The organism is Streptomyces viridosporus T7A, from assembly GCF_008704515.1.
Taxonomy (GTDB): Bacteria; Actinomycetota; Actinomycetes; order Streptomycetales; family Streptomycetaceae; genus Streptomyces; species Streptomyces viridosporus.
In genome coordinates this window covers 3,765,533-3,778,782 of record NZ_CP023700.1, presented here as the reverse complement: position 1 = coordinate 3,778,782, position 13,250 = coordinate 3,765,533, and the positions used below count along the sequence as shown (strand labels likewise).

Annotated in this window: 8 protein-coding genes and 2 pseudogenes; 3 read left to right on the top strand and 7 right to left on the bottom strand. The window is 68.2% G+C overall.

What is annotated here, in order from left to right; translation table 11 throughout:
* Positions 1-152: 152 nt before the first annotated feature.
* Entirely contained in the window at positions 153-356 is a 204-nt protein-coding gene (locus CP969_RS17365; protein WP_004986771.1) for a cold-shock protein, read from the bottom strand.
* An 812-nt stretch (positions 357-1,168) separates the two neighbouring features.
* Positions 1,169-1,471, bottom strand: coding sequence for a DUF1540 domain-containing protein (locus CP969_RS17355; protein ID WP_208868488.1), 303 nt, complete (start codon positions 1,469-1,471; stop codon positions 1,169-1,171).
* 1,123 nt (positions 1,472-2,594) lie between these two features.
* Between CP969_RS17355 and CP969_RS17350 the strand changes: the two genes are divergently transcribed.
* From CP969_RS17350 to CP969_RS17340, 3 genes and pseudogenes are all read left to right on the top strand, one after another.
* Positions 2,595-3,437 (top strand): DUF4397 domain-containing protein, encoded by an 843-nt coding sequence (locus CP969_RS17350; RefSeq protein WP_016825812.1) that lies wholly within the window; start codon positions 2,595-2,597, stop codon positions 3,435-3,437.
* Positions 3,438-3,442: 5 nt separating this feature from the next.
* Positions 3,443-4,129, top strand: coding sequence for a class F sortase (locus tag CP969_RS17345; protein WP_016825813.1), 687 nt, complete (start codon positions 3,443-3,445; stop codon positions 4,127-4,129).
* Positions 4,130-4,217: 88 nt separating this feature from the next.
* A pseudogene (locus CP969_RS17340) lies at positions 4,218-4,497 on the top strand (site-specific integrase); the annotation flags it as partial.
* Positions 4,498-4,525: 28 nt separating this feature from the next.
* Here CP969_RS17340 and CP969_RS17335 read toward each other — a convergent pair.
* From CP969_RS17335 to CP969_RS17315, 5 genes and pseudogenes are all read right to left on the bottom strand, one after another.
* Positions 4,526-4,750 (bottom strand): cold-shock protein, encoded by a 225-nt coding sequence (locus CP969_RS17335; RefSeq protein WP_016825815.1) that lies wholly within the window; start codon positions 4,748-4,750, stop codon positions 4,526-4,528.
* Between the two features lie 219 nt (positions 4,751-4,969).
* Positions 4,970-5,371 (bottom strand): hypothetical protein, encoded by a 402-nt coding sequence (locus tag CP969_RS17330; RefSeq protein WP_016825816.1) that lies wholly within the window; start codon positions 5,369-5,371, stop codon positions 4,970-4,972.
* Positions 5,372-5,752: 381 nt separating this feature from the next.
* Positions 5,753-5,973: pseudogene (locus tag CP969_RS33855) on the bottom strand (phosphotyrosine protein phosphatase); the annotation flags it as partial.
* Between the two features lie 41 nt (positions 5,974-6,014).
* A complete protein-coding gene (locus CP969_RS17320) occupies positions 6,015-7,592 on the bottom strand; it encodes an IS1182 family transposase (RefSeq protein ID WP_016825817.1) in 1,578 nt (525 codons plus the stop codon).
* 1,797 nt (positions 7,593-9,389) lie between these two features.
* Positions 9,390-12,872, bottom strand: a complete 3,483-nt coding sequence (locus CP969_RS17315) for an NACHT domain-containing protein (RefSeq protein WP_216087558.1) — start codon at positions 12,870-12,872, stop codon at positions 9,390-9,392.
* Positions 12,873-13,250 lie beyond the last annotated feature (378 nt).

Below are 13,250 nucleotides of genomic sequence, written 5' to 3'. Positions count from 1 at the left end.
AGATGCGTCGGCATCCCCGAAAGGGAATCCGTGTGCGTGAGTCCGTGGATTCCCCGCAGTCGTCCCGCAGGTGAAACCCCTACGGGACGTGCGTGCAGCTGGGGCCCGCACCCCGAAGGATGCGGGCCCCAGCTGTACAGTGCGCGCCGACGTCAGGCGGGAACGATGTTCTCGGCCGTCGGGCCCTTCTGGCCCTGCGCGATGTCGAAGCTCACCTTCTGGCCTTCGAGCAGTTCGCGGAAGCCCTGGGCGGCGATGTTCGAGTAGTGGGCGAACACGTCGGCGCCGCCACCGTCCTGCTCGATGAAGCCGAAGCCCTTTTCCGCGTTGAACCACTTCACGGTGCCGGTAGCCATGTCTTGTCTCCTTCGGGGCAGTGAGTCGGCATCCGCACGGTGCGGACGCCGTGTCGCCGCGATGATCACCCCGCCCGGAAAAAGACCGGTGCCAAAAGGCGCTTCCCGTGGCACGGAGGCCGACTGGGAAGAACTTGGAATTCGGGAACCACAACTGCAACTGAGACCGACAGTAGCACGTTGCGGCGGTCCGTGTGCGCGGAATAATTCTGCTCCGGCCGTTACTGCAAGGAAACTGCCTGCACGGTTCCGTGAAATTCTCACCCCGCGGATGCAGATATAATGCTGTCCAGACCTCGCCGGCCCGTAAATCCCCGACTTCGGCCACGAGGACGACGATCCGGGCCGGTGAAGGCGGACAGCGGTGTACCGGAGCCCGTGCCGATGTGTCCCGGCTGCCGTGAGCGGCACGTGGAGGGCGACGTCGGCGACCGGACCGGACACCGGCCCGGAGCGGTATCGCTGCAGCGGGCATCGGCGGACCCTGCGTAGCGGTACGGCCGCGGGACAGGATCCGGAGGCCGACGACCGGGTGCGGTCCGCTGAGGCGACGATTCGCCGAGAACATCGCCGCCGACGACCTGGCCCGGGTGGCCGGCCGCAGTCGCTTCGCGCCGTACCGGGGCTTCCGCGCGGCGTACGGTTTCGCCCCCAGCGACCACCCACGCGATCTGTGACTGCGCCGGGCCCGTGCGCTTGGCTTCCGACGGGTGCTGCCGGACCGGAACGGCTGCCGGGGCGCTGTGCTTCGCTGCTGTACGGCAACCCTGGCAGTTCGCGATGGCTGCGACCGTCGCTCAGGCCCGTGCCGCTCAGGCCCGCGCGTAGGTGAGGCAGTCGACTTGCTCGTGCTCGTAACCGACGGTGATGGACGGGGCGTGGCACTCCAGCCCGGTGTTGTGTCGGCAGTCGGCCATCTTGCACGCGCCGACCCGGCCGGTGACGGACGGCTCTCCTCCCTCCATGTCCGCGCTCACGAACGTCTCACAGACGGGGGTGCTGACGTCACCCACGGTGATCGCCGCGGCGTGGCAGGTGTGGTCTTGGTTGTAGGCACAGTTCTCGGCTGCGCATTCGCTGATGACTGGCAGTTGCATGACGGGCGTGGCTGCCATGAGAGGGCCTGCTTTCTTGAGATGTCATACAGGTCGGTCGCCGCGGTGGTGGCCCTCCCCGAGTGACGTGGCACGCCACCACTACGAGCAACGGTCACTGCCTCGGCTTGCTGGACCGGCGTCTCGGCTCCTCCACGTCCCGCCGGAACCCGGCGATCTCGTCCTGGAGTTGTCGCAGGCGGTCCCTGTTTCCCTCCGCGTCTGCGGCGCGGACGCGAGGCTCCGGCGGCGGTGCGCAAGGACGGGGTGCCGGACAGTGGTCATGGGGCGGCGGGTACGGGTGTGGACACAGGGGTGCCAGGGGCCGTGTCCACACCCGCGTGGTGCCAGGGGCCGTGTCCACACCAGCAACTCATGGAACGCTCCCTTCCTGGCTTCCACTTTCCGCGATGTCCGGTGTCGGCGCACTTCGGCCAGGGGGCAGACGGCCTGAGGCGGACAAGCCGGCAGATCGACGACGAGTGCCACCCCGGCTGCCCCGTCCCTGGCAGGCACGTCCACGGTCCGCCGGGGCAGGGTTTCCGTACCGGTGAAGAACGCCGGCCACCCCTCCCGCTCAAGGCCGTGCGGAGTCGGTCGAAAATTTTTCGCGTGACGCGTGTCGCGTGACGCGCGTCGCGTCTCCGTCGACGCCGCCGAGGGTTCAACGGCTCCAGCCGCGGGCCTCGCCCAGGGGTCGGGCCATCCGCCGGGTCCGGGTCCCGGGCGGGGCCGGCCGGGTCGGCGTGCCGCTTCCCGATGGGGCGTGTGGGGCATAAGTGGCGAACTTTCGCAGGGCACCCCACACTGGATCGGGCGTCACAGGAAGCAGGCCGCTCGATGAAGAGCGTCCGCGTCGCCCCGCGGCGGCCGGGATCGAAAGTACCGGGCTCCGTTCAAGGACCCGCCCGGGCAGCCCGCCCTCACTTCCCACAGCACAGCCGACACCACCAGTGGCACCACCCCCGACAGCACCCGTGACACCGACCGCGGCCGCGTGCGACAGCACGACGGTCGCGGGACGCCAGTGAGGGATCGCTGGACACCCGATCGAAGAACTCACCGCGTGACGCAGTCCGAGAAGCCGCTCCTCCGGAAGCCGGGCCCCATGTGTGACCGGGGCACCCCCACGAAGGGAGTTCCGATGACGAACTCGCGCAGCAGGAAGATCGCCGCCGCCACCGCCAGTGCCTGCGCACTGTCCCTCGCCGTGGCCGTCCCCGCCTCCGCGGGCGGTACGGCGCAGGAGGACGGCAAGGCGTCCGTGTCCGTCTTCCACGGCGTTCCGGGCCTCACCGTCGACGTGTACGCCAACGGGAAGGAACTGCTTCCCGACTTCGAGCCCGGCACCCTGACCGAACCCCAGTCCCTGGACCCGGGCACCTACGACATCGAAGTCTTCGCCGATGGCGAGGGCCCCGGTGGCGATCCCGCCATCCAGAAGAGCGTCGAGATCCCGGCCGGGGCGAACGCCACGCTCGCGGCCCACCTCGACGCGCAGGGCACCCCCGTGCTCACCGCGTTCGTCAACGACACCTCCAAGGTCCCGGCCGGTCAGTCACGGCTGACCGTCCGTCACGTGGCCGCGGCACCCGCCGTGGACGTCCGTGCGAACGGCGAACCGGTCATCGAGGGCCTGACCAACCCGAACGAGAAGTCGCTCGAGGTGCCCGCCGGCACGGTGAGCGCCGATGTCGTCCTGGCCGGGACCGACACCGTGGTCATCGGCCCCGCCGACCTCGACCTCGCCGAGGGCGCCGGCACGGTCGTCTACGCCTGGGGCAGCGCCGAGGACGAGAACCTCGCGCTGAAGACGCAGACGATCAGCGGCATGGACTCCGCGCCGCGCGGTGTGGACGCCGGTGAGAGCGGCGCGATGGCCACCGACAACGAGTCCGCCACCGTCTGGCTCGCCTGGGGCACCACGGGTGCCGTCGCGGTCGCCGGTCTGCTGGCCGCCCGCCGCCGGCACACCCGGAGCGACTGACGGCCATGCCTTCCTCCCCCAGGGGCGGGCGGCCCTCCGCGGCGGCCGTCGGGGCCGCCGCGGTGGTCGCCGTCGTCCTGGCGGTGCTGCTGCTCCGGTCGCTGTGGCCGTCCGGAGCCTCGGTGCCGTCGGACTTCGGCATCCGGCCGCAGGCCCAGGAGCCCACGGCCGGGCCCTCGTTCGGGGGCCATGACAGGGGACCGGGCGAGAGGGAGAACGCGTCCGGCCCCGCACCCGAGCCGACGGCGCTGCGCATCCCACGGGTCTCTCTGGACGCCCGGCTCCAGGACGTCGGCGTCAAGGACGACGGAACGGCGGAGATCCCCGACAGCGTGGGGCAGGCCGGCTGGTACCGCTACGGCCCCGCGCCGGGCGCCCCCGCCGGATCCGCCGTCCTCGTCGGCCATGTGGACGACCGCACCGGCGACCTGGGCGCTTTCGCCAAGCTGTACGAGGTCCGCAAGGGCGACGACGCCACCGTAGCCCGCGAGGGCGCGCCCCCCGTCAGGTACAAGGTGACGGCCCGCGAGGTGGTCGACAAGGACAGGCTCCCCGACGAGGTGTTCCGGCGCCACGGACGGCCGGTCCTGACCCTGGTCACCTGCGCACCCCCGTACGACCGCGAACGCGGCGGATACCAGCGGAACTTGCTGGTGTACGCCGTCCCCGTCCAGAAGCACGACCAGGGGTGACCGACGACGAGGCCTACGTCCAGGCCCCCCGCCGACGAACCGGAGGCGGTGACCTAATGGCCCATCAGCGCAAACGGAACCCCAACGGCGTCGGCACCGGATGCGGCAGGTGGCGGCTCGGGCGAGAGCGGGGGAGAGCGGGGGAGACCTGACGGGAGTCGGACCACGTCTTCACCACCCGCACCGGGCGCCCGGTCGAGCCGCGGAACCTCCACCGGTCCTTCACCCGCGTCGTGAGGGAGATCTTGGGGCACTCCCGGATCAGCATCACCATGGACGTGTACACGCACGTCGTGCAGGACACCCAGCGCGAGGCCATGAGCCACATGGACCGGCTGCGCGGGAAGAGGCGCCCCGGTCGTCAGTGACCGCGCTCGTTGATGTCAGCCGTGGAGGTCAGGCGGGTCGAGGAACGATGTTCACGGCCCGGTAGCTGTACCCGTCCTGCTCGAAGCCAGGGGCTTCCCACTGGAGGTCCACTTGCTGTCCCGGCGACAGCGTTCGGAAGCCCTTCATCTGGATGTGGGAGAAGTGGCCCCAACATCCGCCGGGAGTCTCGGGGGAGTCGAGCACGCCCCACCCTTCCTCGTCGTGCCACTCGCGGACAGTCGCAGTCACCATGAGTGGAACCTTACGGCTCCGTCTGCGCCGGCATACCGGGAACCTCAGCTGGGGAGCCTGCGATCCCACACGGACGGTTCGGTCGCTTACCTGGGTGTACAGCAGCGGTGAGGCGTCCTCGCGGCCGACTGCTTTTGACCGTGGGTGCCCGCTGTTTCCCGCTCGACCTGGTGCGTTTGTGGTGGGGTGGTAGTACGACGCCCAGCAGGGTGTGCGTCCCTACCACTTCCGCCACTTGTCTGTGAGCTGGTAGCGGCCCAGTCCGTGGCGGGCGGTCAGTGCGACGACGTCGACGCCGTGCTCGGTGAGCGACTGGTCGATGTAGTCGCACAGCTCCTCGCGCTCGTCGGTTTCGAAGGCGCTTCCGTTGTGGGCTTCGTCCACTGCGTTGAGGGCCAGGACGACGCGCTCCACCACAGCAAAGACCTGCTCGTCACCGGCATTGCCAAGTTCGGCAAGCCGGTCCTCGAAGGTGTCGAGGACTGCATCGGTGGCCCTGAGTAGTTTCTCGGGGAACAGCCCAGCCATGCAGGCGCACTCGGGGTCCAGGGTGCCGGCGGCGATCTCCGCGGCTTCCTCCGCTATGCCGTGACGCCAGCCTGTAGTCGGTCTCTCAGCCATGGGCGGGACCGTACGTGCCGGGACTGACAGCGAAGCCGACGTGGCACGACCCCGGACACGACGAAGGGTCGGCTCGGGAGGAACCTCCTCCCGAGCCGACCCTTTGCTCTGTGCCCCCGGCAGGATTCGAACCTGCGACACCCGCTTTAGGAGTTTTCTTTGGGCGAGGCTGTGACCTGCGTAAATTATCAAAGAAGCGCGGTTGACCTGCGGAAACACACCTCGCCAGTTCTCGCATGTTCGCAGCGCTTCCCGGCCTCATGTGTGCTGTATGTGTTCCGGAAGGCATCGTGGGTCTGCATCCCGAACCACACTGGCAAGAGCCGACGTTGCTGGCTTGCACTTGCCCAACCGATCCGGTCAGTGCCGCGTGTAAGGCGCCTACGCGGTGGCCTCCGGTTTCGCCAGCGCGATCCCGGTGATCAGGTCTACGACCATCGTCTTGATCTGGTCGCGGATGGGACATGCGGCCTCGACGCCCTGGCCGGCAGGGGCCGTCCAACTTCCAGTCGAGGTAACGCTTGCCGGGGAAGACGGGCAGGTGTGGCCGCAGCCCATCGTGACGCACACGTCGGATTCCTCACCGCGTCGACGGCGAGGACCACGATTGAGTGACTCTGTCGGCGATCTTGAGGTTCCAAGGTCATTTTCCTTGACGCCACCACAGGGGGCGGGGTAGCCCGTGGGCGTCGAGGTACTGCTGGAAGGCTGTGGGCTGTCGCGGGCGGTAGGTGGAGCCCTCGGGTTCTTGTCCGCTGAGGCGCTCGATGTTGATGGCGATCGCGGTCAGGACGTGCTGCACATGCGTCTTGGCCGTGCCGTGGTAGCGGCAGCGGCGAGCTCGGTGGCCGCTGACGAGTTCGTGCACCGTGCCCTCGACACCGGAACGGGAGGCATACAGCCGCTTCCACTGCAGATCCTGCTGGTCGGTGCGGTTGCGGGCCTGGATCTCGTGCAGGTGCCGGGGCAGGAAGTTGACCGTCCGGGCCGCACCGCGGGTGCACGAGGACCGCTCGGGACACGGTTGGCACTGCCGCTTGTCGAACCGGACCACCGTGTACGGGGCCATGGCCGGAAGCTCGTTCCAGTTCCCGCTGACCTTGCCGTTCGGGCAGGTGACCTCGCGGCGATCGAAGTCGATGATGAAATTCTCGCGGGCGAACCCGTTGTCCGTCTCGCGCTGTCGGGAGCTGTTCGCGGGCAGCGGCCCGACGAGAGTGACCTTGTGGGCGCGGGAGGCCGCGTCGAACCCGGCGGTCGAGGTGTAGCCGCCGTCGACCAGGTGCTCGGCGGGCAGCAGTCGGCGCTGCTTGAGGCGGGCGTGGATACCGGGCAGGGCCCGGCTGTCACCGCTGGAGACCAGGGTGGCGACATCCGTGATCACGTTCACGCTGTTGTCGTCGCAGGTCTCGGTGACGTGTGCGAGGTAGCCGGTCCAGCGGGTGTTGCCGCGCAGCACGAAGCGCGCCTGGAGGTCGTAGGGGCTGCGGATCTGCAGTCCGGCCGGCGGCTGTCCGTCCTTCTCGCGGCGCGGCCGCAGTCGGCCGCGGGCATCGACGACGAACTGCTGCACCATGATCTGGCGCAGGGCCTGAAGCTGCGGCCCCGGCACACGGCCGGGGCGCAGCTGCTGGAAACGGGTGAGTAGGTCGGCCGCGTCGGTGCCGGCTTGGGTGAGGCGGGTGGCCGGGTGGCTGGGCTGGCTGCACATGCGAACCGGGCGTCCGTAGCGTTCGCCCCACTCGGCGGTGACCAGTCCGTCGAGGAGCTCGGGAGCGGTGCGGGCGAGTTCTTCCACGGCGGCGCGGACCGCTTCGAGGACCAGCTCCAGACGGGTCAGCTCGCGGGCGGCGGCGAGGATGTGGGTGGAGTCGGTGCGCTGCCGTCCCCGGGCCTTGACCAGGTCGGCGGCCTTCAACCGCTCCAGGGCGAGGTCGAGAAGCTGATCGGCGCGGTCCTCCTTGGCCAGCCGGTCGCGGAAGTCGCCCAACACGCTGTGGCGAAAGCCGGGATCATCCAGCTCCAGGGCGAGGGCGTATTTGAAGTCGATGCGACAGCGCACCGCTTCCGCCGCCTGCCGGTCCGACAGATTCAGCAGAAACTGCAGGACACAGACGGTGGCGAGCTGGGCAGGCGATAACCCGGGACGTCCGTCACGCGGGTACCAGGCTTCGAAGTCCTCGTCCCGCCACAGGCCGTCCAGCCGGTCGCGCACCCACATCGCCGTCGTCCCACGAGGGTTGCTTGCACGGGCAACCTGCGCGGTCAGAGCGGGAACCTGCACACCAGAGCGGGGACGAACAGACAACAGACACCTCGACGACGGTCGTTCACCTTGGAAACCGAGTCGAGCATGCCGGTTGATCATGCTCATCCGCCGGGGAACCTCAAGATCGCCGACAGAGTCGCTCATTGGTGATCAAGATCAGTCATACGCCCATGCTGGCGCCTTACTTCGTACCACTCCACCCCACCTGTCCAACTCCAATACAGCGAAGCTAAGACAGAAATTGATCACTCAAGCAGTGGGTGAAAAAAGGTCACGGTATGAGTGACCTCTCCACTCTCCGAAACCTCCTCAGAGAACACGAACCTACCGTGCATGCTGCCGTCCACTGCCGGCGAAGAAGGGGAGTCTTCCACCCTTGACCCTCGATCGAATCCAGGAGCCTTCTGGGTAGCAATTTCATCAATCACCGCGCCGAGGTCCAAGGAGGGAGCACTGTCGACCCAGGTCTCAGTCCACCCTCCTTGAGGGAAGTCTCTCGGATCTCCAGAGCGTAGATGCTGGCGCATCAACTCCAATACACAATCCTCGACAGTGCGAGCAGCCTCCCGATTCGGAACGAGGCACCGATCAATCAGGACACCGCCCCGAGAGATGTGGGCAGCGACGCGGTCATACACCCTCGGCTCGCTATGCGTGATTCCGACCTTGATCAGCCCAAGGGGTAGAAAGTGGATCAGATATACCCAGTGAGGGAGATCCGGGTCGATCCCCTCTGCGCACCGCAAGCAAGGAGGGGCGCCAGCAGCGAGCGCGCAGATGGAGACCTTCCTGCTCGCACCACAGTCGGGCTCAGCACAGTGCGCAGAGACTGGATCCGCTAGCTTCGCATACCCGTCGTGCTCTCGAATCAATCCGAACTTGCCATAGAACTCTTTTTGCCAACCAGCGAACTTTGACGTGAAGCATGCATAGCAATGCGTCCATGGCTTACTCGAACTCGAAAGTATGTGGACGGCGTTGAAGGTGTTCGGGGCAGCACAGAGTACGCACACGACATCGATCGGCTCCCAAACTTCCCCGATACGGCTGACCATTTGACTCTCGGGAAGCGTCCTCCCAGACCCATCCACCATCTCAAAACCTGCTTCGCGGACCATTCGGGCCACGTCGCTCTGGTCCATCAGCCAGTGCTCTGGGTCCCGCGCCAGACCGTCCTCATACATGCGGCGACCGACGCACCAGTTGCAGAGTTCAATACTTCGCGACTGGATCTCCTTGTACGGAATCGCCCCGGGCCTGCCACAGGTCTGGCACCGGTAGTTCCTCGGGGCCCCAGGAGATACAAACGTCCCCTCTGGATCTACCTTGAGTGCACGGTAGATCGCATCGATACACTCAACACAGCGTCCTGGCTTGCCTTTGCGATTGGCACTCTCATTCTTGCCACACCTGGAACAGGGTCGGACTGCCATGGGGCCCCCTTCAGCACGATTGCCTCTACGAGGCTACGGGCGGGCACTGACAACGGGCCGGGGGAGCCATCCTCACCTCTCAGCGATCCCTTCACCGCGCGCGGTCAGCTCACAGGGGGCATCGCGGACGGATGACCTTGTCGGTGGACTACCGCCCCGGACCTACCCGAGCCTCCCGACGCCTACGCACACCAGGCCATCTGACGTGCATTTTTCATGATGCACAGGGCCCATTGGTGGAGTCTGCGCGACCGCCCGTTCCATTTCCGGCGGTGGTTGCCTCTCCCGGCGCGTCGCGCGTGGTATTGCTCCTGACTCACCCATCAGGCCGAGGGCGCACACCATCGTCACACCCCGGACAGTCCTCGGTGTCGAGGGCCTGGACCGTTCGGCAGTGGTTGCAACTCCAGTGCGTTGGAGCGGGCGTGGCCTGATGCGCGTCCTCCGGACGGACCGATAGGTCGGCGTCCCGGCGCAGAGCCTCCACGATCGAACCGTTGGGGTCGAGACTAGGTACGGCAGAGATCAACATTCTCGCCGCCAATCGGTAGTCCGCCGACTCCGAGGAAGCGGCCCGTGCCAGGAGCGAAGGGCGCCGATCGCTTGAGGTCATGACGGCGACGGCGTAGAAGAGGGCTGCCCGGTGGCGAGGCCAATGGGTCATGTCCCTGTCGAACAGCTCCTGGCCGTCCCACGGAACGCGACCTCTCTCCAGGTTGATCAGCACGTTCGCCGCCGACCATGCTATCCATGAGGAGTCCGCTTCCAGGCACGCCAGCAACGCCGTGTGCTGGGCGTCCGTGAGGACCTGCCCGAGATCGGGGAGCGGCGACAGCTCGACCAGGGGCGGTGTGCTCGCGACGAGCCATTCGCCCAGCAGGGAATCGGGCACGGTGATCCGCTGGAGGTGACGCGCCTGGGCGGCCACAGCCGCCTTGTCGATGCCGTACGCGTCTGCCGTCGCGTCGAGCCATGCCCGGCGCTCGTCGGCGCTGTCGTGGGCGAAGGCGCGGCCGATCTCGCTCGCCGGAGAATCGGAGTATCCGGTCGCTGAGAGAAGGTCGCCGAGAGCGGTTAGCGACCAGAAGCCGCCGTCCATGGACTCCGGGCACGGGCCGTAGAGCGACGCGAGGTCGGAGAGGAGGGCCGTCCTGTCGTCCAGTGAGCTGGATGCCCAGTCCCGCAGCCCGGCGGCGACGTTCCCCCAACGCCGACGCGTATCGAATCCCGCGCGCGCGAGTGCGGCGTAGATCCTCTCTGCGACGCGCCCCGGCGTGTGCCTCGCAAGGACGAACACGCGCTCACCCGCGTCGTCGGGAAGCTCACCGAGATGTTCGGCTGCGCCTAGGGCGACCTGCTCCAGTCCCGGTGTGAGAGGGCCTCCACGGACCATCTCCCATCTGCGCCGCCCTTTCTGCACCATCTCGGGGCCCTGTGGCAGGGGAAGCGCCAGCACCGCGCGGAGCGCGTCGATCTCCGCCCCGCTCAAGGGGGACGCGTCCGTGCGTGCGTCCGTCAGCGCGCACAGGGTCCGGGCGATCGACTCGGCGGTGCCGTCAAGCTCGGACAGTTCCACGAGATCCGCTCGCTGTCGCCGAGACGCCGACGGCAGGGCTAGCAGACACGCGGCCTCCACGAAGGGCCAGGGGCCTGTGTTGCGTGTCTTGTCCCACAACGCCGGGAAGAACTTCGGGGGCTTGCCGGGGCCGCGCGGGAGTACCGGCTCGCCCGCTAGCGCGCCGAGGGCTCCGTCCGTCAACTGGCCCAGGACCCGTTCCATCACGTTGTCAGAAAGAGTCACGACACCGCGCGCCGCGAGATCAGCCACCATCAGGGTGGCCTCCCGCCGTGTCTCACCGACATCGAGCAGTGCCTCGGTCGTACGGGGATCGAGTCCGGCGGCGAGTGCGATCGCCCCGTCGGAGTCCGTGTGGGCGAGGGCGTGGTGCAGCCAGTCCCGCAGTTCCTCGGCACCGCACGACCGTGCCCACATGGCCGTTGCGATCTCGGTGAAGACCTTGCTACGAGCGGTGAGTTCGCCCGCGCTGTTCACCACGAACACGGCGACGTGCTCGTCCCAGAACCGGAGCACGTGTTCCGCCACCTCGCCGGCCGCGGCGGGCGGCATGGCCCATCGCAGGGGGTCCATCAGCATGCCGGTCAGTGACTCGAGGGCGCGTCCCGCCGGAGGGGTCGCTTCGCCGTCGAGGAGCCGTCCGAGTGTGACGAACCCGTCGAGGAGCATGCCCGTCGTCAGCGTGGGCGCCCAGGGCCGGGCCGGGGCGAGCGTCCCCCGCAGCCGCTCCTGCTCCCACCGGTGCACGGACTGTTCCACCGCGCGGTGCAACAGCGCTGCACGCCCCTTGGGGAGATCAGCGTCCGGCGCATTTGCGCAGACGAGAGCGAGCAGAGTGGCGAGCAGCGGCACCGCGAGCAGGTGCGCGTGCTCCTCCTTCGCATCCTCGATCCAGGCGCGTCGCGTTGCCAGGAAGGCCGCTCGGTCAGGCTCGGGAATCCGTGCCTCGGCACAGGCGACGAGGACGCTGTCGACCGTCGGGCCTAGATCTCGAGGAGGCGCGAGCTCCACGCGGGGCAGGCCGAGCCGGGCTGCGGCCTCTTGCGCGTTCGCCCGGGTCGTCACCACGAACCCGCAGGAGGGGTGCAGGGACGTGAGGATCTCTTCGAGCTGCTGCGCGACCCAAGGGGCGCGTGCCTCGCATTCGTCGAGCCCGTCGCAGAGGACAAGCGCGCACCCCCGGCCGATCTCCTCCTTGAGGTACGCGGCGAGCGGCGCCCGGTCAGTGTCCGGCACTGTGCCCGCCACGGCGTCGTCGACCAGGCCATCGATGGTCAGGCGTCCCGGCTGCCCTTTCAGCAGACGCGGCAGCGAGACGGGGATCGGGACGGGGGCGTCGGCGTGGCTGGCGCAGTGAGCCGCGATCTCTCGCACCGCCACCGACTTCCCTGAGCCCGGCTGCCCCACGATGAGCATGCGGCGCCAGCGCCTCAGGCGGCGGAGGAGAGGGAGGGAGGTGCGCTCACCCTCCATGTCGATCCGGAGGCCACCGACGAGGTCGTCGACGGCGAGGGGCGGGAGGTCATCGGCGAGCAGGCTGAGGTCGATCCGTCCGGCCTCCGCTGTGAGCCGACTGCGGTACGCGTCGACGACGTTCCGACGGGAGGCCAGACGCATCGCCACCGGACCCCCCTGGTCCGGGATCACGGTCACCCCCGAGGCGGTCAGGGCGGCGACCCAGTCCTCGGCGGAACTCCCGAGCGCCTCGCCCGCCTGCCGATGGAAGAAGTCGGCCAGGGCGCTCACGGCACGGTGTCCCTGCGCGTCCGCCACGACGAGGTCCATCAGGGCAGCCAGGAGATCACGGTGCGGTGCCGGTCCGGTCGAGCCGGGTAGGTGGAGGACACGCGCCCGGTCGAGGATGAGCCCGCGGACCCGCGACGGAAGCCGGTCGGTGAGGAGGGCGAGGGCCCTGGACTCGTCACCAGTCTCCATGCGCAGGCCCGCACGGTGGCGTCGCAGAGCCCGGTCGAGGTTCTTTACCGGCCCGACGAGTTCCTCGCCGGCGATGACCAGAAGATCGTCGGGACCGAGCGTCGGAACCTGTCCCACCCACCCCGTGAGCGTCTCTTCCAGCGGACGCCCTCGGTCGATCTTCCGCTTCGCGGACACGTAGGCGCGGCGCCCGTCGGAGAAGGTGACACGGATGTCGTCGGTTGGGTCGCTGGTCTCGAAGTCCAGCCGGACGGGCCACACCCCTGCGGGCACGTCCAGCCCCGACACCGGCCGACCACGGAGCCCGTGCACCGCCAAGTGCGCGGCCAGCTCGCACCGGAAGACACTACCGACCTCTCCAGCCTGCCCCGCCCTGCTCACCCCGACCGCACCCCGCCCCACACTGCTTGCCCCGGACCTCCGGCGGAGCACCGCCCCATGGTAAGGCGTCACCCTGGGGGGGCACGTGACCGGAAGACGTGGGCCTGCTCGTAGCGCTCGCTCGGTTACGGCCAACTTTCACGTGTTATGGCTTGTTTACGCCATTACTCGCTGGTTTCTGTTGAAGGTGTCGCTTCTCTCCATCATCCTGGAAGGCTTTTCGTCGAGCCGTGGCCTGGGGGATAGGTGTCTCTTCACTTCGAACTCCGTGCGAATCACCCGGAG

Coding starts and splice junctions, on each gene's coding strand:
- CP969_RS17365 (WP_004986771.1), bottom strand. CDS start 356: ATGGCTACCGGCACCGTGAAGTGGTTCAACGCGGAAAAGGGCTTCGGC.
- CP969_RS17355 (WP_208868488.1), bottom strand. CDS start 1,471: ATGGCAGCCACGCCCGTCATGCAACTGCCAGTCATCAGCGAATGCGCA.
- CP969_RS17350 (WP_016825812.1), top strand. CDS start 2,595: ATGACGAACTCGCGCAGCAGGAAGATCGCCGCCGCCACCGCCAGTGCC.
- CP969_RS17345 (WP_016825813.1), top strand. CDS start 3,443: ATGCCTTCCTCCCCCAGGGGCGGGCGGCCCTCCGCGGCGGCCGTCGGG.
- CP969_RS17335 (WP_016825815.1), bottom strand. CDS start 4,750: ATGGTGACTGCGACTGTCCGCGAGTGGCACGACGAGGAAGGGTGGGGC.
- CP969_RS17330 (WP_016825816.1), bottom strand. CDS start 5,371: ATGGCTGAGAGACCGACTACAGGCTGGCGTCACGGCATAGCGGAGGAA.
- CP969_RS17320 (WP_016825817.1), bottom strand. CDS start 7,592: ATGTGGGTGCGCGACCGGCTGGACGGCCTGTGGCGGGACGAGGACTTC.